The 17,676-nt window shown below is 70.8% G+C and carries 13 protein-coding genes, 1 tRNA gene and 1 pseudogene; 6 read left to right on the forward strand and 9 right to left on the reverse strand.

From position 1 onward, the window contains the following. Nucleotides 1-57 precede the first annotated feature (57 nt). On the reverse strand, nucleotides 58-1,179 hold the full coding sequence (locus tag ACQEV8_RS16300; protein ID WP_432960807.1) for an SPFH domain-containing protein: 1,122 nt from the start codon (nucleotides 1,177-1,179) through the stop codon (nucleotides 58-60). 59 nt (nucleotides 1,180-1,238) lie between these two features. Beyond that, nucleotides 1,239-2,585, reverse strand: a complete 1,347-nt coding sequence (locus ACQEV8_RS16305) for a peptidoglycan-binding protein (protein ID WP_432960809.1) — start codon at nucleotides 2,583-2,585, stop codon at nucleotides 1,239-1,241. A gap of 201 nt (nucleotides 2,586-2,786) precedes the next feature. On the opposite strand from ACQEV8_RS16305, the gene ACQEV8_RS16310 reads away from it, so the two are divergent. The 4 genes from ACQEV8_RS16310 to ACQEV8_RS16325 all read left to right on the forward strand — a co-directional run bounded on the left by ACQEV8_RS16310 (nucleotide 2,787) and on the right by ACQEV8_RS16325 (nucleotide 8,144). Further along, nucleotides 2,787-2,860 (forward strand) — tRNA-Lys (locus tag ACQEV8_RS16310). 307 nt (nucleotides 2,861-3,167) lie between these two features. Next, a complete protein-coding gene (locus ACQEV8_RS16315; protein WP_432960811.1) occupies nucleotides 3,168-3,881 on the forward strand; it encodes a FadR/GntR family transcriptional regulator in 714 nt (237 codons plus the stop codon). A gap of 325 nt (nucleotides 3,882-4,206) precedes the next feature. After that, a complete protein-coding gene (locus ACQEV8_RS16320; RefSeq protein WP_432960813.1) occupies nucleotides 4,207-6,207 on the forward strand; it encodes a glycosyltransferase family 2 protein in 2,001 nt (666 codons plus the stop codon). After that, complete coding sequence (locus ACQEV8_RS16325) at nucleotides 6,204-8,144, forward strand: kelch motif-containing protein (protein WP_432960815.1); 1,941 nt, start codon at nucleotides 6,204-6,206, stop codon at nucleotides 8,142-8,144. The genes ACQEV8_RS16320 and ACQEV8_RS16325 overlap by 4 nt, the downstream gene beginning before the upstream one ends. A 74-nt stretch (nucleotides 8,145-8,218) precedes the next feature. Here ACQEV8_RS16325 and ACQEV8_RS16330 read toward each other — a convergent pair whose 3' ends face one another. From ACQEV8_RS16330 to ACQEV8_RS16360, 7 genes and pseudogenes are all read right to left on the reverse strand, one after another. Then, nucleotides 8,219-9,256, reverse strand: a complete 1,038-nt coding sequence (locus ACQEV8_RS16330; protein ID WP_432960817.1) for a glycoside hydrolase family 6 protein — start codon at nucleotides 9,254-9,256, stop codon at nucleotides 8,219-8,221. Nucleotides 9,257-9,405: 149 nt separating this feature from the next. Continuing rightward, nucleotides 9,406-10,089 carry a class F sortase gene (locus ACQEV8_RS16335; RefSeq protein ID WP_432960819.1) on the reverse strand — a complete coding sequence of 228 codons (684 nt, stop codon included), beginning with the start codon at nucleotides 10,087-10,089 and terminating at the stop codon, nucleotides 9,406-9,408. A 2-nt stretch (nucleotides 10,090-10,091) separates the two neighbouring features. Further along, entirely contained in the window at nucleotides 10,092-10,904 is an 813-nt protein-coding gene (locus ACQEV8_RS16340; RefSeq protein WP_432960821.1) for a hypothetical protein, read from the reverse strand. A gap of 122 nt (nucleotides 10,905-11,026) precedes the next feature. Continuing rightward, nucleotides 11,027-11,806: an HAD-IIA family hydrolase gene (locus ACQEV8_RS16345; RefSeq protein ID WP_311125899.1), complete on the reverse strand. Its 780-nt coding sequence runs from the start codon at nucleotides 11,804-11,806 to the stop codon at nucleotides 11,027-11,029. Nucleotides 11,807-11,942: 136 nt separating this feature from the next. Then, the gene (locus tag ACQEV8_RS16350) at nucleotides 11,943-12,749 is read right to left on the reverse strand and encodes a hypothetical protein (protein ID WP_432960823.1); all 807 of its coding nucleotides are present in this window, start codon (nucleotides 12,747-12,749) and stop codon (nucleotides 11,943-11,945) included. Nucleotides 12,750-13,001: 252 nt separating this feature from the next. After that, nucleotides 13,002-14,681 (reverse strand): eCIS core domain-containing protein, encoded by a 1,680-nt coding sequence (locus ACQEV8_RS16355; protein ID WP_432960825.1) that lies wholly within the window; start codon nucleotides 14,679-14,681, stop codon nucleotides 13,002-13,004. Nucleotides 14,682-14,839: 158 nt separating this feature from the next. Then, nucleotides 14,840-15,939, reverse strand: a pseudogene (locus ACQEV8_RS16360) (ROK family transcriptional regulator). Nucleotides 15,940-16,034: 95 nt separating this feature from the next. Here ACQEV8_RS16360 and ACQEV8_RS16365 point away from each other — a divergent pair. Together ACQEV8_RS16365 and ACQEV8_RS16370 are read left to right on the forward strand one after the other, a co-directional pair. Beyond that, on the forward strand, nucleotides 16,035-17,102 hold the full coding sequence (locus tag ACQEV8_RS16365) for a Gfo/Idh/MocA family oxidoreductase (protein ID WP_432960827.1): 1,068 nt from the start codon (nucleotides 16,035-16,037) through the stop codon (nucleotides 17,100-17,102). Continuing rightward, a complete protein-coding gene (locus tag ACQEV8_RS16370) occupies nucleotides 17,099-17,632 on the forward strand; it encodes a heme-degrading domain-containing protein (protein WP_215121148.1) in 534 nt (177 codons plus the stop codon). The genes ACQEV8_RS16365 and ACQEV8_RS16370 overlap by 4 nt, the downstream gene beginning before the upstream one ends. The last annotated feature ends 44 nt before the right edge of the window (nucleotides 17,633-17,676 follow it).

Genomic DNA, 17,676 nt, shown 5'->3' on the forward strand with positions numbered 1-17,676 from the left:
AGGTAGGTCTAGACCAAGTCTGAATGTAGGGACGTGAACTGAACATGTCCATACCAATCACGGGCCGGTTTCTCCGCGCCCCGCGCAGAACGCCACCGTCAGGTCCTTCACCAGCGCCTTGCGCTCGTAGTCATCGAGTTCGACCAGCCCCCGCATGGTCAGCCGGGTCACCGTGTCCTCCACCGAGTCCACGACCGAGGTGAGCACACTCGCCCGGTGCCGGGCGTCCAGCGCCGCGATCCGGCGGCGGTGCAGCGCGGCGGCGACCTCGGGGTCGTACTCCGCCCGGAGCGGCTGCACCGAGAACACCTCCAGGCCGACCGGGGCCACCTCCGCCGACACCAGCCGGGTCAGCACCTCGGCCGCCGCCTCACCGGCTCCCTTCGAGCCGCCCGGCATCACCACCGGCACCCGGGCCAGCGCCGCCTCGACGCACTCGCGCAGGTACGCCTCGTGATCCTCGACGCCCAGCGTGGCCCGCGCGGTGTCCCGCACCCGCCACACCAGCAGGACGACCACCCGCAGCGCGACCCCTTGCGCGTCGGTCGCGGGCACCGGCTCGCTGCGCCAGTGCCGCAGCCGTACGTCCACCCGGCGGCGCAGCAGCAGCGGGTTGACCCACAGCAGGCCGGAGCGCCGGACGGTCCCCCGGTAGCGGCCGAACAGATCCAGCACCCAGGCCCGCCCGGTCCTCCCCCGGGCCAGCCCGCCGAACCCGAACAGTGCGAGCGCCCCGGCTCCCGCGTACGCCGCCCACTGCGCGGGACCGAGCCCGGCCCCGGCGTGGGCGGGCAGCCGCAGCGCCTCCACCGCGAGCGGCGGCAGCACCCCGGCCCACCAGGAGGTGGCCACGCACCCGGCCGCCCCGCACGCCCCGGCCAGCACGCCCGCCGCACCGGGCAGGACCCGCGCGGTCCGCTCCACCAGGTCGGGGTCGGCCTCCGGCACCGGACGCGGCGTCAGAGCGGCCGAACGCCTGAGCCGCGGCTGTTCCCCCGTGCCCTGCCGACGGCCGACGACCGCCGGCCTCAGCGCCACCGGCGCCGGGCCGGGGTCGTCGCGGAACAGCAGATGGACGGGGATCTCGGTGGTCGACTCGTTCTGGATGAGCCGGGCGGTCCTGGCCGGCCCCTCGGCCGGTCCGTCGGGCTCGGACGTGTGGGAAGTGGTCGTGGTCATGCGTGCCTCCAGCCTCCGCGCCAGATGCGTCACAACGGATGGGCCCCGTGCCGGGAGTGCTACGAGAACAGCCGCCGCCAGGTCTCCGGGCCGGGGAAGCCGTCCGCCGCCCCGCCCCGCCAGCCCTGGGTGCGCTGGAAGGCCTCGACGGCGCGCCGGTCCGACTCGCCCCAGCGCGGCCCCGGCCGGTCCGGGTAGAACCTGCCGAACCCCTTCCGCACCAGCTGCTTCCCCAACTGGGCGACATACGGGTTGCTCGCACCGGGCCGGAACATCGCCCGCCCCGGGTAGCCGGGGACACCGTGGGAGGAGGGCGGCGGCCCGGCCTCCGCCGCGGTGACGTCCTTGCCCTTCCCCGAGACCAGCAGCTCCCAGGTGCGCGGGCCGGGCAGCCCGTCGGCGTCCGCGCCCTTCCAGCCCTGGGCCCGCTGGAAGGCCCGGGTCGCCCGCCGGTGGTCGTCCGTCCAGCGCGGCCCCGGCTCCGAGGGGTACGAGGCGCCGGCCCCGCGCGCGACGAGCATGCGGCCGAGCTGCGTGACGTACTTGTTGTTCGCACCGGGGCCGAAATACGTCGCTCCCGGGTACGGCGTGGCCGCGGGTGCGCCCGGCAGCCCCCTGTCCTTCGCCGGAGCCGGCTCCTCCTGCCGGTCCTTGGCCGAGCCGGGCTCCTCCTGTGCGGTGACGCCCTTGTAGCGGTAGGGGACGTACCGGTCGGAGTCGCTCGTGTAGGCGTACGGGGTGGTCTGCCGGCGGGTGTGCGGGCGGGCCTGTTCGTAGGCCGTGTAGGCGGTGTGCCTGGCGTTCGTCCAGCCGCCGAAAATGACGACGTGCGAGCCGCTCTCCGGGTTGGCCGGATTGTGGAACAGCAGAATGTCGCCCGGCTGGAGTTCCTCCTTGGAAATCCGTTCACCGAATTGGGCGAGGCTGCCCGTCCATTCGTTTCCGGGCAGCTTCCAGGCCATGGATACATAGCCCGAGCAGTCCTGCCGGTAACCATCGGACCAGTACGCGTTCATGTTGTATGGCACTTTGGCGGCGACCCAGGTCTTGGCCCGTTCCATGATCTCCGTACGGGTGATGGCGGCGGGCTCGACGGAATCGGAGGGCTTGCCCTGACGGCCGTCCGAGCCGTGCAGCGGGGCCGTGTCGCCCTGGGGAGTCTCGGGGTCTTCATCTGCGAAGACACCCGATCGGTGGGGTGCCTGCGGGGCGGCCGCGGCGGGTACGGCGTGGCCCGCGCCGAGCGCGGCGGCGGCCACTGCGGCCAGGGCGAGAGCCCGGTGCGCGGCCGGATGGGTGGTGGTGCGGCCGGCCGGGGAACGCGGCAGGACACGGCGCCAGTGGACGCAGCCGGGGCAGTCGCAGTCGCCCCCGGGGTCGAATTCCTCGAATACCGGCGACTTCATGCGATTCCCCTCACAGTTCCGGCGGAAAATGACGGCGCCGGTGCAGCCCCGAGCGCGCGCCGTCAGTTTCTCAACTGTCTTCCGGACTCGCATGCTGACGGTCCGAATGATGTAACCGACGGCCCTCTCCGGGGCCACCCCGGGTCCCGTCCGGTGGTCCGGAGCACGTCCTGGCGTCCTGTAGAGTTACGCCGTCAGCGCGCGCCGCTAGCTCAGTTGGTTAGAGCAGCTGACTCTTAATCAGCGGGTCCGGGGTTCGAGTCCCTGGCGGCGCACGATGCCGGTGGCGGCTTGTGTTCGCAGAAAGCGCGAACACAAGCCGCCACCGTCTTTTCTGCGCGGCTTCACCGCGCGCCGTGGGGGCTCCGCCACCCACACCCCCTTCCCTCGGCATCGCGGTGAGCCGGGGAAGAGAAGCCCGCCGGGGCACAGTCGCACCGACCAGAATGCTCCTCGCGGAAGCGGGGGGCTTTCTTGTATTCCTGGAGGCCCTTCCATCCCTGAGGCCCTTCCCTCCCTGAGGCCCTTCCCTCCTTGGCCGGAACCCGGTGCCCCGCTCGATTGGCCGGATACCCTCTCGCCATGGCAGCGCGTGACCTACAAGAGCGGATCAAGAAGCTCATCCTCGACCGCCGGCTGGCCTCCGGGGCCCCGCTGCCGACCGAGCCGGAGCTGATGGAGTACCTCGGCGCGAGCCGGAACTCGGTGCGTGAGGCGCTGAAGGCGCTCCAGGCGATGGGCATCGTGGAGATCCGGCACGGGTTCGGGACCTACGTCGGCCCGATGTCGCTCGCGCCGATGATCGAGGGCCTCGCCTTCCGCACGGTCGCCGGGCACTACCGGGGCGAGGACTCCCTGCTCCAGCTGCTCGAACTGCGTGAGGCGGTGGAGACGGGGCTCGTCTCGCGGCTCGCGGGGCGGATACCGGACACGGACCTCGTTGAACTGGACGCGCTCGTCGACCGTATGGAAGAGGAGGCCGCGCGCGGAGCCGGCCTCGCCGAGACCGACCGGGCCTTCCACGCCACCCTCTACCGAGGGCTGGACAACGCACTGCTGTGCGAGGTCCTGGAGGCGTTCTGGGACGCCTTCCACCGCGTCCGTACGGACCTCGGGGGCGAGCCGCAGGACCCGAAGGTCACCTGCCGTCAGCACTGGGAGATCCTCGACGCGGTCCGGTCCGGCGACTCGATGCGGGCGGAGGAGGCCATAAGAGAGCACTTCGGCAATATCCGCGCCCGTCTGTCCACAACGGCTCCACAGAGTCCCCACACGCGTCACAATGAACGCGTATGACCGGTAAACACCGCGTTTCGCATCTTGCGATCATGATGAACGCCGTAGAACCCTGGTTATCTGGTTTTTCAAGATGCTGCGGATTCGCGGCAGTTGGGGGGCAGGAGAACCGGTTGCCGCCAGGACGGGAGTAGGGGACCCGTTCATGGAGCGATGCCGAGGGGGGCATCATGCAACCGGAAGGTCGCGTTGCCATGTCTATAAGGTGTGGATGACGTGGTGACAGCGATCCACCACTGGTACGTCTGTGAAGGTCGAGGGGGACCTTCATTGACGGAAGGAAAGCGACGAAACACGCGGCTGTCCGCGTGTGGGGGGATGACTCATGACGTCGAGGCCCACGGGTGCCCGGCAGGACCACGACCCGTCCCAGACCACTCAGCTCAGGGTGCCGGGGCACCGGATGAGCACGACGGGGACGTTCCGGCGGATCAAGAAGAATCTGCCGAGATACGACTACGAGCATTACAGCCGGCTCGCGGGTCCCCTCACCCAGCCTGATCCGAACAAGCCGTACAAGGTGCAGTACCGCTCGCTCATCTCGCAGGAGCCGCACCGCATCAGGGTCGCCCTGATGCTGGCCGCGGCCCCGGTGCTGTCCCTGGTCCTGCTGTTCTGGCTGCTCCAGCCCGAGCACTGGACCGAGCGCGACTACCCGGCCTTCGACTGGCTGCCCGCGCTCGACATAGTCATGCTCGTCTCGATCGGTTTGATCGAGTTCTTCCGCTGCATGAACGTGCTGTCGAACGCGCACGCCACGCTCGTCGCCCGCGACCCGATCCCGGTGGTGCCCGAGACCGGCACCCGAGTGGCCTTCCTCACCTCCTTCGTGCCCGGCAAGGAACCGCTGGACATGGTGACGAAGACCCTCGAGGCCGCCGTGAAGATCCGCCACCGGGGCCTGATGCACGTCTGGCTGCTCGACGAGGGCGACGACCCCGATGTGAAGGCCGTCTGCCAGCGCCTCGGCGTGCACCACTTCTCCCGCAAGGGCGTCGCGAAGTGGAACCAGGCCAAGGGCCCGCACCGCGCCAAGACCAAGCACGGCAACTACAACGCCTGGCTCGAGGCGCACGGCGACGACTACGACTTCTTCGCCTCGGTCGACACCGACCACGTGCCGCTGCCCAACTACCTGGAGCGGATGCTCGGCTTCTTCCGCGACCCGGACGTCGGCTTCGTCATCGGCCCGCAGGTCTACGGCAACTACGACAACGCCATCACGAAGGCCGCCGAGTCGCAGCAGTTCCTCTTCCACGCGCTGATCCAGCGCGCCGGCAACCGCTACGGCTCCCCGATGTTCGTCGGCACCTCCAACGCCGTGCGCATCAGGGCGCTCAAGCAGATCGGCGGTCTGTACGACTCGATCACCGAGGACATGGCGACCGGCTTCGAGATGCACCGCCACAAGAACCCGGCGACGGGGAAGAAGTGGCGCTCGGTGTACACGCCGGACGTGCTCGCGGTCGGTGAGGGCCCCAGCGCCTGGACGGACTTCTTCACCCAGCAGATGCGCTGGTCGCGAGGGACGTACGAGACGATCATCGGGCAGTACTGGAAGGGCTGGTACTCGCTGCCGCCGAGCAAGCTCTTCAACTACACGATGATGATCATCTTCTACCCGATGTCGGCCCTGAACTGGATCCTGGCGGCGCTGAGCTGCTGCCTGTTCCTGGGCCTGGGCGCCTCGGGTGTGAACATCGACCCGGCCGTGTGGCTGATGCTCTACGGCAACGCCTCCGCGCTGCAGATCGGCCTGTACGTCTGGAACCGCCGGCACAACGTCTCGCCGCACGAGCCGGAGGGCTCCGGCGGTGTGGCCGGCATGGTGATGTCCGCGCTGTCGGCGCCGCTGTACGCGAAGGCGCTGATCGACTCCGTGCTGCGGCGCAAGAGCAAGTTCGTGGTCACGCCCAAGGGCGACTCCGCGAGCCCCGACCGCTGGTTCGGGACGTTCCGCTACCACTGGTACTTCGTCGCGATCTTCGGTGGGTCGATCGCCGCCGGCTTCGTCTTCGGCCACGCCCACCCCGCGATGATCATCTGGGCGACGTTCGCGCTGCTGATCACCGCCTCGCCGGTCTTCGCCTGGCGCTGGCAGCTGAAGCAGGACGCGAAGAAGCCCGCCGAACCCGCCGCGGAGCAGCCGCAGGACTCCGCGGGGCCGCACCGGACGCAGCCGCTGCCCATCCCGCAGCAGCCGACGTCGCACGCCCCGCAGCACAAGCCCAGTTGGGCCGCCTCTCCCGGCGGCGACGGGGAGGTCGGGGGATCCGACCAGACCATGCAGATCGCCCTTGGTGGACTTGGGGGACGTAAGGAATGAACGACCGTGCAGGCCGCCGCCGGGCCCGTCGACTCGCGATCGGCACGGCGGTGGTACTCGCGCTGGCCGGGATGAACGGGCCGTGGCTCTACCGCTTCGGAACCGAGAAATACCACCAGTACACAATCAACAAGCCGGAGTACAAGGCCGCGAACGGCAAGTGGGAGATCATCGATTTCCCCGAGGAGTACCGGCAGAACACGATCCACGCGGCGCTGCTGCGCACCGGCAAGGTGCTGCTCGTCGCGGGGTCGGGCAACAACCAGGACAACTTCGACGCGAAGAAGTTCGACACCCGGATCTGGGACCCGGTCAAGGGCACCATCAAGAAGGTCCCCACGCCCGCCGACCTGTTCTGCACCGGCCACACCCAGCTCGCCAACGGCAATCTGCTGATCGCGGGCGGCACGAAGCGGTACGAGAAGCTCCAGGGTGACGTCACCAAGGCCGGCGGCCTGATGATCGTCCACAACGAGAACCCGGACGAGCCGATCACCCTGCCCGCGGGCACCAGGTTCACGGGCAAGGAGAACGGCAAGACCTTCGTCTCGAAGGACCCGGTACTCGTGCCGCGCGCGAAGAAGGTCTTCGACAAGGCGACCGGCAGGTTCCTGCGCAACGACCCGGGTCTCGGCCGTATCTACGTCGAGGCACAGAAGCGTGGCCAGAAGTACGAGACGGGCACGCAGGACAACTACAAGGTGCACGGCCTGAGCGGCGCCGACGCCAAGAACACCTACGGCATCGCCCAGAAGCTCGCCCTCGACAAGAAGGACTTCCAGGGCATCCGGGACGCCTTCGAGTTCGACCCGGTCGCCGAGAAGTACATCAAGGTCGACCCGATGAAGGAGGCCCGCTGGTACCCGACGCTCACGACGCTGAGCGACGGGAAGATCCTCAGCGTCTCCGGCCTCGACGACATCGGGCAGCTCGTCCCGGGCAAGAACGAGGTCTTCGACCCGAAGACCAAGAAGTGGTCCTACACGGGCAAGGTCCGGCAGTTCCCGACCTACCCGGCGCTGTTCCTCATGCAGAACGGCAAGGTCTTCTACTCGGGTTCCAACGCGGGCTACGGGCCGGACGACGTGGGCCGTGAGCCGGGCGTCTGGGACGTGGACACCAACAAGTTCGCGAAGATCCCGGGGCTGAGCGACCCCAAGCTCATGGAGACGTCCGGGACGGTGCTGCTGCCGCCCGCGCAGGACGAGAAGTACATGGTGGTCGGCGGCGGTGGCGTCGGCGAGTCCAAGGAGTCCAGCGAGAAGACCCGGATCGTCGACCTGAAGGACGCGGACCCGAGCTTCGAGGACGGCCCGTCCCTGGAGAAGGGCACCCGCTACCCGAACGCCTCGATCCTGCCCGACGACAACGTGCTGATCTCGGGCGGCTCGGAGGACTACCGGGGTCGCGGCGACTCCAACATCTTCCAGGCGCACCTCTACGACTCGGAGAAGAACGAGCTCAAGCGGGTCGCCGACCCGCTGGTGGGCCGCAACTACCACTCCGGGTCGATCCTGCTGCCCGACGGCCGCCTGATGTTCTTCGGCTCGGACTCGCTGTACGGCGACAAGGCCAACACCAAGCCGGGCGAGTTCGAGCAGCGCATCGAGATCTACACGCCGCCGTACCTCTACGGCGACGGGGAGCGGCCCTCGCTGTCCGGCGGGCCGCAGACCATCGAGCGCGGTGGGACGGGGACGTTCACCTCGTCGAGCGCGTCCTTGGTCAAGAAGGTCCGGCTGATCCGGCCGAGCGCCGCCACCCACGTCACGGACGTCGACCAGCGGTCGATCGCCCTGGACTTCAAGGCGTCCGGCGACAAGCTGACCGTGACCGTGCCGAAGAACCGGAACCTGGTCCAGGCGGGCTGGTACATGCTGTTCGTCACGGACGCCAAGGGGACGCCGAGCAAGGCCCAGTGGGTCAAGGTGCCGTAGTTCTTCCTGCTCTTCCTAACCGAAAGGGGCGCTCTCCGGTGTGGAGAGCGCCCCTTTCGTCTGCCCGGGCCGGCCTAGGAGCTGGCCTTGGTCAGCTTCAGGGCGTAGTCCGACCACCACTGGCCCGCCTTCGGGCCGCCCTTGCACTCGCCGTCCGACTCGCCGGGGCGCTTGACCCACAGATAGGCGTCGACCAGCGGGTCGGCCGTCTTCGTCGTGGGTGTCTCGCCCAGCGCGCGGCCCGGCGGGTTGCACCAGCGCTCGTCCGGGTTGCCCTGGCTGTAGGGGCCCTTGCCGTTGCGGCTGGTGTCGATGACGAAGTGCTTGCCCCCGACCTTGGCTGAGAGCTGCTTGCCGTAGGCGATGGACTTGTCGGTGGCGTAGAAGTTGGAGACGTTGACGGAGAAGCCGTCGGCCTGGTCGATGCCGGCCCGGTTCAGGGGGTCGAAGATCTGGTCGGGGTGCCCCCAGCCGGCGTTGCCCGCGTCCAGGTACACCTTCGTGTTCTTCAGCGACTTCAGCTTGGCGACGGCACCCTTGAGGAGGTCGTAGCGCTCCTCGTGGAACTGCTCCGGTGTGCAGCCGTCGACGAGGTGCAGCAGGGCGTCCGGTTCCAGGATGACCGCGGCCGACCGGTCGCCGATGCCCGCCGCCACGCCGTCGAGCCACTCGCGGTAGGCGTCGCCGTCGGCGGCTCCGCCCTGGGAGTACTGGCCGCAGTCGCGGTGCGGGATGTTGTAGAGCACGAGCAGGGCCGTACGGCCGGCCTTGTCTGCGGCCTCGGTGAAGCCCCGGGTCTGCTCCTCGGGGTTGTCCGGGCCGACCCACTCGGCGACGGGCTGCTCGGCGATCTTGCGGATCTGCTCGGCCTCCTGCTTCTTGCCGGACTTCTCCAGCGCGGCGACCTGCTGGGCCGCGGTACCGTCCGGGTTGACCCAGTAGGGGGCCTTTTCCTTGGGCTGTTGGGTGATCCCGGCGCCCGCGTCCGCGCCGCCGTCCGATTCGTCTCCTCCGTCGGAGGAGGAACACCCCGTGATCAGCAATGCCGCCCCCAGCACCACTGCGGACATCCGCCTCCCGGCGGTCGTCCCGGCCCCCCTGCTGCCGTACATCCAACTCCCCCTTGGGTGCACCGTTCCAAGTCTCAATCCTGACATACGTCCCGCGGCACCTGGGCCCTGACGGCCCCTTGGTTCTCCAGCCTTCACAGCCCGATCCGGCCTCTCGCCGGAGTTCCACCCACCACTCAGGTCACCCTCCACTACAGTCCCGTACCGGTGAGGTACGCCGACACCACCACGTTCGCCGTATAGCCACCGGTCGTACGGTCGAAGCTGCCGCCGCAGGTGACCAGCCGCAGTTCGGCCCGGCCCGAGCGGCGGGGACCATAGGCCTGGTGGGCGTCGAAGCGGTCGCGGGTGAGGACCTGGACGGACTCGACGGTGAACTCGGCGACCTTGGTGTCGGCCCGGATCACCCGGATCGTCTGGCCCGGCCGCAGGGCACTGACCTTGTAGAAGACGGCGGGCCGGGTCTCACTGTCGACGTGGCCGACCAGCAGCGCGGTCCCCGGCGCCCCGGGTGCCACCCCGCCCGCGTACCAGCCGACCACGCCCGGCTGGTCGTACGGCGGCGGATCGAGCGCCCCGCGCCGGTTCAGGCCGCGTGCCACCACCGGTGCCTGGACGCCGATGCCGGGGATGTCGACGCGCTGCGGCAGCGCGTCGCTCAGCGGGCGGTGCGCCGGAGGCAGCTTCACGTCCGGGGGGCGTCCGGCCGCTGCCATGTCGCCCGTGGTGGGCGCGGAGATGCCGTGCCGTACGTCGGTCACCTCACGGCCCCAGAGCCACAGCCCGAGCAGCAAGACCACCCAGGCGACACCGGCCAGCAGGCGCCCGGTGCCCGAGGGGCGTCCGCACACCCGGTCCAGGTCGAGGTCGGACATGGTCAGTCCGTTCCCCTCGTTCCGCCCGTTCCGCCTGCTCCGCCCGTTTCGCGCTTCCGGCGGACACTGCCCAGGGCGACGGCCACCGCGGCCACGCCCGCGAGGACCAGCCCGGTCACGCTCTGCACGGTGCCGGGTCCGGTGCCGCGGTCCTCGGCGGCGATGAGGTGGGCGGCGCCGCCACCGCCCGCCTCGACGGGGGCGATGGGGGAGGCGTGTGCGCTGGGCTGCTTGGAGGCGGACGGCAGGCCCTCGTCTACGAGTTCGGGCTTGGGCGACGGCCCGCCGCCCTCGGGCAGGGGCTGCCGACCGCCCGTCCCCGGGGCGGGTGGCTGGCCGGCCGCTCCGGTCGCGCCCCCGGACGCGGGCGGGCCCTCACCCTCCCGGGTCTCGCGGCTCTCGCGGCTCTCTTGGTTCTCGCGGTTCTCGCGGCTCTCGCGGCTCTCGCGGCTCTCGCGGCTCTCGCGGCTCTCTTGGTTCTCTTGGTTCTCGCGGACGGTGAACGTGCCGGTCCGTTCGTCGCCCCCGCAGGTGATCTTCACGGTGTAGGTCCCCGCCCTGAGCGTGGAGGGGACACGGCTCTCGCCGATGAGTTCACCGCCGGTGACGGTGAGCGGGGCGTCCGCGACGAACGCCGCCGAGGCGGCGACGGCCGTCCGCGCCGCGCAGCCGGTCACGCGAAGCGCGACGTCACTGCCGGGTGCGGGGGTCGCCGGAGTCACCGAGACGCCCCCCGCGTCCGCCGCGTACGCCGCCGGGGCAAGGGCAGCCGCGACCAGGACACTCGCACAGAGAGTGACTCTCAGGGAACCCATCGTGAACCTCCAGATGCCTGGAGCCTCCCCCGCACGGTGGGTCGCCGCATCCTCAGGGACGCGGCGACTGCTCCGATCGGGTGGCGACGGGTTTGGGTGCCTGCCCTTGCGGGGCCGGTCGGCTAGACCCGGTCGACGAGGTCCGCGATCGAGTCCAGTACCTGCGAGGGCCGGTACGGGAAGTCCTCGACCTGGTCGGGCCGGGTCAGGCCGGTGAGCACCAGGAACGTCTGCATCCCGGCCTCCATGCCGGCCAGCACGTCGGTGTCCATACGGTCGCCGATCATCGCGCTGGACTCGGAGTGCGCCCCGATGGCGTTCAGCCCGGTCCGCATCATCAGGGGGTTCGGCTTGCCCGCGAAGTACGGCTTCTTGCCGGTCGCCTGGGTGATCAGCGCCGCCACCGCCCCGGTCGCGGGCAGCGGTCCCTCGGTGGAGGGGCCGGTCTCGTCGGGGTTCGTGCAGATGAAGCGGGCGCCGCCGAGGATGAGCCGCACAGCCTTCGTCATGGCCTCGAAGGAGTACGTGCGGGTCTCGCCGAGGACGACGTAGTCCGGCTCGTGGTCGGTCAGGATGTAGCCGATGTCGTGCAGCGCGGTGGTCAGGCCCGCCTCGCCGATGACGTACGCCGATCCGCCCGGCCGCTGGTCGTCCAGGAACTGGGCGGTGGCCAGGGCCGAGGTCCAGATGCTCTCGATCGGCACCTCCAGGCCCATGCGGCGCAGCCGGGCGTGCAGGTCGCGCGGGGTGTACATCGAGTTGTTGGTGAGGACCAGGAAGGGCTTCCCGGACTCACGCAGCTTCTTCAGGAAGGCGTCGGCGCCGGGGATCGGCACGCCCTCGTGGATGAGCACACCGTCCATGTCGGTGAGCCACGACTCGATGGGCTTGCGGTCTGCCATGTGCGGGATCTCCTGCCGTACGCGTCCGGTCCAGCGTGCCCCCAGCCTAAACAGTGGCCGGATCATGTGGAACGGGCCGGTCACGGCGTCCCGAGGGGCGGGACGGCGCAGAGCCCCGCGCCGAGGGACGGCTGCCTCAGCGGCGTCGGCGCGCCAGGAGCAGCACCCCGCCCCCGGTGAGCATCAGCGCCGCGGCGGCCGCGGCGACCCGGACGCCGATTCCGGTGCGGGCGAGTTCCTCGGCGAACGGGAAGCGGTCCTCGCGGGGCGGGACGGAGGCGTCCGGACTCGGCTCGGTCTCCAGCGGGGAGTCGGTGCCGTCGTCGGCCTCCGGGTCACCGCCGTCGATCTCCCCGTCACCACCGTCGACCGGGGCATCACCGTCGATTCCGAACCGGTAGTCGTTGGACTGCCCGACCCAGTCGCCGTCGTCGTCGTGCCGCTGTACGACGGCGGCGTTGGCGGTGACGTCGTTGGGCACGGCGTCCGAGGTGACCGCGAGCCGCACCTTCACGGTGACGGTCTTCCCCGGCCCGACGGTGAACCCGGCGAACCGGTCCTCGTCGTCGGCCAGTGCCCCGACGAGCTCGTCCTCACCGCTCTTCTCGAACCGCACGGTGTGGGACCGCGTCCCCTCGAAGAACTCCAGCCGGGGCTGCGACGGCTCCAGAACCCGCTTGTCGTCCACGAGCACGACGACTGGATGGATCCCGGTGCAGGTCCGGTCGGTCGTGTTGGTCAGGTCGAGGTACCAGGTCCCGTAGCCGCCCCCGGCCACGTAGGAGTCCGGGCCGCCGTGGACGCGGGTGGTGAGCGGGAAGGTGTGGTCGTCGGGCGCGGCACAGGCGGGCGCCGGATCGTCCGCGTACGCCGGGTGGGCACCAGGGAGCAGGACGGCGGCTGCCGCCGCCAGGCAGAGGTGAACGGGCGTGCAGAGTCGCATGGAGATGTGACATTGCCGGATGTGGGCGATCGCGAGCGACGTGGCCCGGAAAGGCCCCCGAACGGCGGCGCGGATCCGCCCGGTCGGCGGACAGCCGGCCCCCGGGAGCGGCTCTCAGGCCGTTCCGCTCGCCCCTCCGGCACGGAGCATGCGGACGACGGCCGCGTTGCCGGCGCACCGCTGGGCGTGCCGGAGATGCTCGACGACCTTGGGGTCGGGTGGTTTCCGCGCCGGCGGCATCCGCGGTCCCGCTCAGTGGCGCAGGGTCAGCGTGAGCGTCGCGCCCAGGAATCCGTTGCCGGCGGCGCTGGTCCAGCCCTCGTGCCACGTCCGGCCGGCCTCCTTGCCGTACATCCGGAAATACCAGAGGGGGTCGTTGCGATCGAGGGTGTTCAAGCTGTCGTTGTGCTGTTCGCGCGCGTAGTTCTCCATGGTGATGTAGTCGCTGCCGCTCACGGCGACCACACCGCCGTAGTGGTAGTCCATGTGGTTGTCGGCGCCCTCGCGCCGGGCCTGCAGACGCGTCTCGTGCTGCTCGGCGTCGGGCCGGGCCATGGTCACCATTCCGTCGCCGACCCTGGGGATGGCGGCGTGCTGGTTGGCCTCCAGGTCCCGCAGCACCCGTTCGGCGTTCTGGGGGGACTGCCTGACCAGCTCCTGGAATCGGCCGCTCATGCCGAAGGCGATCCGGTCGTATCCGGCCGTGTCGCCGCCGTCGATGGCCTCCTGGAACTTCCCCTTCCAGCCGCCCTCGGGCTCCATGCGCACGAGGAACTTCTCGATCGTGTCCCAGTAGCGCTTGTCCGCCTCGAGGTACATGGCCGACTTCCCGGTGACGAATCCGAGCATGCTGTTGCAGCGCTGCGGCGTGAGGACGTCGAGGCCCTTGGTCTTCTCGCCGCCCTTCTCCTTGCGGTACTTGGGCTCCACCTCGTGGAGGACGACCTTGCGGCCCGATCCCTCGATGGTCAGGGTCCGGCCGGTCTTCGACAGCGAGAGCCCGCGCTTCTGGCCGGCGCCGGGGAGGTTCTTGATGGACGCGCTGAGCTGCTTGTCGGTGGCGAAGAAGTTCTTCGGTTCCTTGCCGTCGCCCGCGTGCTCCACGGCCAGGTCGAACCCGTCCGACACGGCGAGGTCCACCTCGCCCGCGTAGACCAGGTGAGGCTTGGGCGGCGCGTAAGGGGAGCGCTCGTCGAACCAGCTGCCCTGGTCGTTCGTGTCCTGGCCCACGAAGAAGTCGTCGGAGTCGGGCTCCTTCTTGGGGTACCCCGTCGAGCCGGCCTTGATGACATGGAGGCGCTGGACCGCCGTACCGTCGCCGCCGCAGCCGTCCCCGCCCGCACAGCCGGCGGCCGCGGCCTTCCGGGTGCCGGCGGCGGTGCGCTGCACGGGTACGGGCCCGCTCATGACCCGGTCCGCCTTCGTCTCCGCGTGGCGTTCGCCCGGGTCGCCCGGGGCGGACATGCTGACGCCCGCGCCGTTGTTCGTGCCCGGCACGGGTCCTGCCTGCTGGTCCTCGAAGTGGGCCAGTTCGTGCGCCCAGTCCTTCTTGGTCATCCCGCCGCCGTCGACGACATGACGACCGCTGGTGAACGCCTTGGCCTCCAGGACCGCCGCCGACTCGCGTGCCGCGGGCCCGTCGTGCACGAGGACGCCGCCGAAGTCCGTCCCGCCGAAGCGCTGCTCCATCTCGGAGCGCAGGCCCGGCTCCATGGGCCTGGCCGGGGAGCCGAGGGCCCGGTCGAGGGCGGCCCGCTGCACCTGGGCGTGCTCGGCCTCGGGTGCCACCTCATGGGTGTCGTGGCCCGCCGCGGCCACGCGCTGCACATGCCGGATCCAGGCCGCGCTGAGCGGTGACGCCTGTGGCCTGGCGGACGATCCGCCCGCCGCCCGGCCGGCCGCACCGGCATGCCCTTGGTGGAAGGCCCGCATGTCTTCTCCTTCTCCCCAGAACCGGACAGCCGATCAACCGATCTACGTCTACCGAAAGCGCCACGGGATGAACATGCCCGTACGCGCACACCTTGGGGCAGGGCCCGGAGGCCGGAAGGACCACTGCCCTGGCGACGCCCCACAGCCGCCCGCTCCCCTCACCCACCCCCACGCCCGAACACCGGCCCCAGCACCAGCTGAGCCGCGCCCACCGCCACGACCCGCCCACCCCCGGCGGCGACCCGCACCGGCACGGCCTCCTGGCCCGTCCGCCGCGCCCTGGCCTCCAGCACCATCCCTACCCCCCGCACGAACGCCTCCGGAGCCATGGCCACCGTGCGGCCGCCCAGCAGGACGACGTCGATGTCGAGCAGGCCCACCAGGTTCGCCGCCCCGGCGCCCAGGACGCGTGCCGCCTCCTCCGTGTCGCCGCGAGCCACCGCACCGAGGCACAGCGCCTCGACGCAGCCGCGGTCGCCGCAAGTGCAGGGTGGGCCGTCCAGCTGGATCACCTGGTGGCCGAACTCCCCGGCCCCGGTCCTGGCCCCCCGGTGCACGGTCCCGCCGATCACCAGACCGGCCCCCAGCCCTGTGCCGAGGTGCAGATAGGCGAAGGAGCCGCCCTCGCCCCCGGCGGCCAGGCCCAGCGCCGCCGCGTTGGTGTCCTTGTCGACCACCACCGGCACCCCGAGCCGTTCCGCCAGCGCCTCCCGCAGCGGAAAGCCGTCCCACTCGGGGAATCCGGTGACCCGGTGCAGCACCCCGCGGGCGTGGTCGAGCGGCCCGGGCAGCGCCACACCCACCCCCAGCAGCGCCTCGTCGAGGCCGGTCGGCAGCACCCCGGCCACCGTCTCCCGCACCGCTTCCGTCACCGCCGTCAGCACGGCCCGTGCCCCGGCCCCGAGGTCCAGCGGGGCCCGCCGCTCCCCCACCACGGCCCCCGCAGATCCACCAGCACGGCGTGCACCTCGTCCCGGTCCAGATGGACGCCCACGGCATGACCCGCCTCGGGCACCAACCGCAGCACGGTCCGCGGCTTGCCCCCCGTGGAGGCCCGTCGTCCGGCCTCCGCCGCGAGGCCGTCCTCGCGCAGCCGGGCCGTGATCTTGCTGACCGCCTGCGGGGTGAGCCCGGTGCGCTCGGCGAGTTCGAGCCGGCTGATGCCGTCGGCTCCGGCCGTCCGCAGCAGGTCGAGGACCAGCGCCGCGTTGTGGCTGCGCAACGCGAGCAGGTTCACCCCACCTCCGGTGCCATGCATGCCGCCCATCCCGCCCGTACGGTCGTCCGCCCTGTTCACGCCCCCCATTGTCCCCGGCGCTTGCACTTTGGCAACAGCGTTGCGAAAGTGGGGACATGACTGGCACACCCCTCCGCGTCGGCCTCGTCGGCTACGGCCTCGCCGGCTCCGTCTTCCACGCCCCGCTGATCGCCGCCACCGAGGGCCTCACCCTCGACACGGTGGTCACCTCGAACCCCGAACGGCAGCAGCAGGCCCGTGCCGAGTTCCCGGACGTACGCCTCGCCGCCACCCCGGACGAGCTGTTCGACCGGGCCGCCGAGCTGGACCTGATCGTCATCGCGTCCCCGAACAAGACGCACGTGCCACTCGCCACCACCGCCATCGAGGCCGGTCTGCCGGTCGTGGTCGACAAGCCCGTCGCCGGCACGGCGGCCGAGGCCCGCGAGCTCGCCGCCCTCGCCGAGGAGCGCGGCCTGCTCCTCTCCGTCTTCCAGAACCGTCGCTGGGACAACGACTTCCTCACTCTGCGCAAGCTGCTGAACGAGGGCGAGCTGGGCGACGTCCTGCGCTTCGAGTCCCGCTTCGAGCGCTGGCGCCCGCAACTGAAGGGCGGCTGGCGCGAGTCCGGCGACCCGGCAGAGATCGGAGGTCTGCTCTACGACCTCGGCAGCCACGTCGTCGACCAGGCTCTGGCCCTCTTCGGCCCGGCGGCCTCCGTCTACGCCGAGTCGGACATCCGCCGCCCGGGCGCCGAGGCGGACGACGACACGTTCATCGCGATCACGCACACCAGCGGTGTCCGCTCCCACCTCTACGTCTCCGCGACGACGGCCCAGCTCGGCCCCCGCTTCCGCGTCCTGGGCTCCACCGCCGGCTACGTCAAGTACGGCCTCGACCCCCAGGAGGCGGCCCTCCGTGACGGCCTGCGCCCCGGCCCCGGCTGGGGCGTCGAGCCCGAGTCGGAGTGGGGCCGCGTGGGCTCCGGAGAGTCCCCGGTGACGGGGGGCGGCAGCCCCGAACCCACCCTCCCCGGCGACTACCCCGCTTACTATGCGGCCGTGGCGAAGGCCCTGCTGGAGGGCGGTCCCAACCCGGTGACCGCGCTGGAGGCGGCCGCCGCCCTGGACGTACTGGAGGCCGCTCGTCGTTCGGCCCGCGAGAAGGTGACGGTGACGCTGTGACGCACAAGAGCTCGCACAACCCTTCGCACCACCAGGAACTCGGCCCCAAGTTCCACCCGGAGCTCACGCCGAGCCTGGAGGAACTGGAGACGCAGGAACGCCGCCTGGTCTTCCGGCAGTTCAGCCACGACGACGCCTGGGCGCTCGGCTCGCTCCTCGTCGAACTGGCCCGGGAGCGGCAGGCCCCGCTCGCCATCGACATCCACCGCGCCGGCCAGCAGCTCTTCCACGCGGCGCTGCCCGGCTCCACCCCGGACAACGACGCCTGGATCGCCCGCAAGCGCCGGGTCGTCGAGCGCTACGGCTCCGCCTCCTACCTGGTGGGCGCCCGCTTCCGCGCCAAGGGCACGACGTTCGAGGAGTCCTCGCGCCTCGACCCCGACACCTACGCGGCACACGGCGGCTCCTTCCCGATCACCGTCGAGGGCGTGGGCGTGATCGGCGCGGTGACGGTGTCCGGGCTTCCGCAGCTCCAGGACCACCGGTTCGTGGTGGAGGCGCTGGAGGAGTTCCTGAGCAAGGACCGCTAGCGGGCGGGAAAGAACGAGCCGGAATGAGCGAGCCGGAATGAGCG

It is taken from the genome of Streptomyces sp. CA-179760, from assembly GCF_050937045.1.
In the GTDB taxonomy this organism is placed as follows: domain Bacteria; phylum Actinomycetota; class Actinomycetes; order Streptomycetales; family Streptomycetaceae; genus Streptomyces.

What these genes read in the sequence shown, in the direction of transcription:
- ACQEV8_RS16330 (WP_432960817.1), bottom strand. Translation starts at nt 9,256, where the DNA reads ATGTACGGCAGCAGGGGGGCCGGGACGACCGCCGGGAGGCGGATGTCC.
- ACQEV8_RS16355 (WP_432960825.1), bottom strand. Translation starts at nt 14,681, where the DNA reads ATGCGGGCCTTCCACCAAGGGCATGCCGGTGCGGCCGGCCGGGCGGCG.
- ACQEV8_RS16300 (WP_432960807.1), bottom strand. Translation starts at nt 1,179, where the DNA reads ATGACCACGACCACTTCCCACACGTCCGAGCCCGACGGACCGGCCGAG.
- ACQEV8_RS16365 (WP_432960827.1), top strand. Translation starts at nt 16,035, where the DNA reads ATGACTGGCACACCCCTCCGCGTCGGCCTCGTCGGCTACGGCCTCGCC.
- ACQEV8_RS16335 (WP_432960819.1), bottom strand. Translation starts at nt 10,089, where the DNA reads ATGTCCGACCTCGACCTGGACCGGGTGTGCGGACGCCCCTCGGGCACC.
- ACQEV8_RS16305 (WP_432960809.1), bottom strand. Translation starts at nt 2,585, where the DNA reads ATGAAGTCGCCGGTATTCGAGGAATTCGACCCCGGGGGCGACTGCGAC.
- ACQEV8_RS16340 (WP_432960821.1), bottom strand. Translation starts at nt 10,904, where the DNA reads ATGGGTTCCCTGAGAGTCACTCTCTGTGCGAGTGTCCTGGTCGCGGCT.
- ACQEV8_RS16350 (WP_432960823.1), bottom strand. Translation starts at nt 12,749, where the DNA reads ATGCGACTCTGCACGCCCGTTCACCTCTGCCTGGCGGCGGCAGCCGCC.
- ACQEV8_RS16345 (WP_311125899.1), bottom strand. Translation starts at nt 11,806, where the DNA reads ATGGCAGACCGCAAGCCCATCGAGTCGTGGCTCACCGACATGGACGGT.
- ACQEV8_RS16325 (WP_432960815.1), top strand. Translation starts at nt 6,204, where the DNA reads ATGAACGACCGTGCAGGCCGCCGCCGGGCCCGTCGACTCGCGATCGGC.
- ACQEV8_RS16320 (WP_432960813.1), top strand. Translation starts at nt 4,207, where the DNA reads ATGACGTCGAGGCCCACGGGTGCCCGGCAGGACCACGACCCGTCCCAG.
- ACQEV8_RS16315 (WP_432960811.1), top strand. Translation starts at nt 3,168, where the DNA reads ATGGCAGCGCGTGACCTACAAGAGCGGATCAAGAAGCTCATCCTCGAC.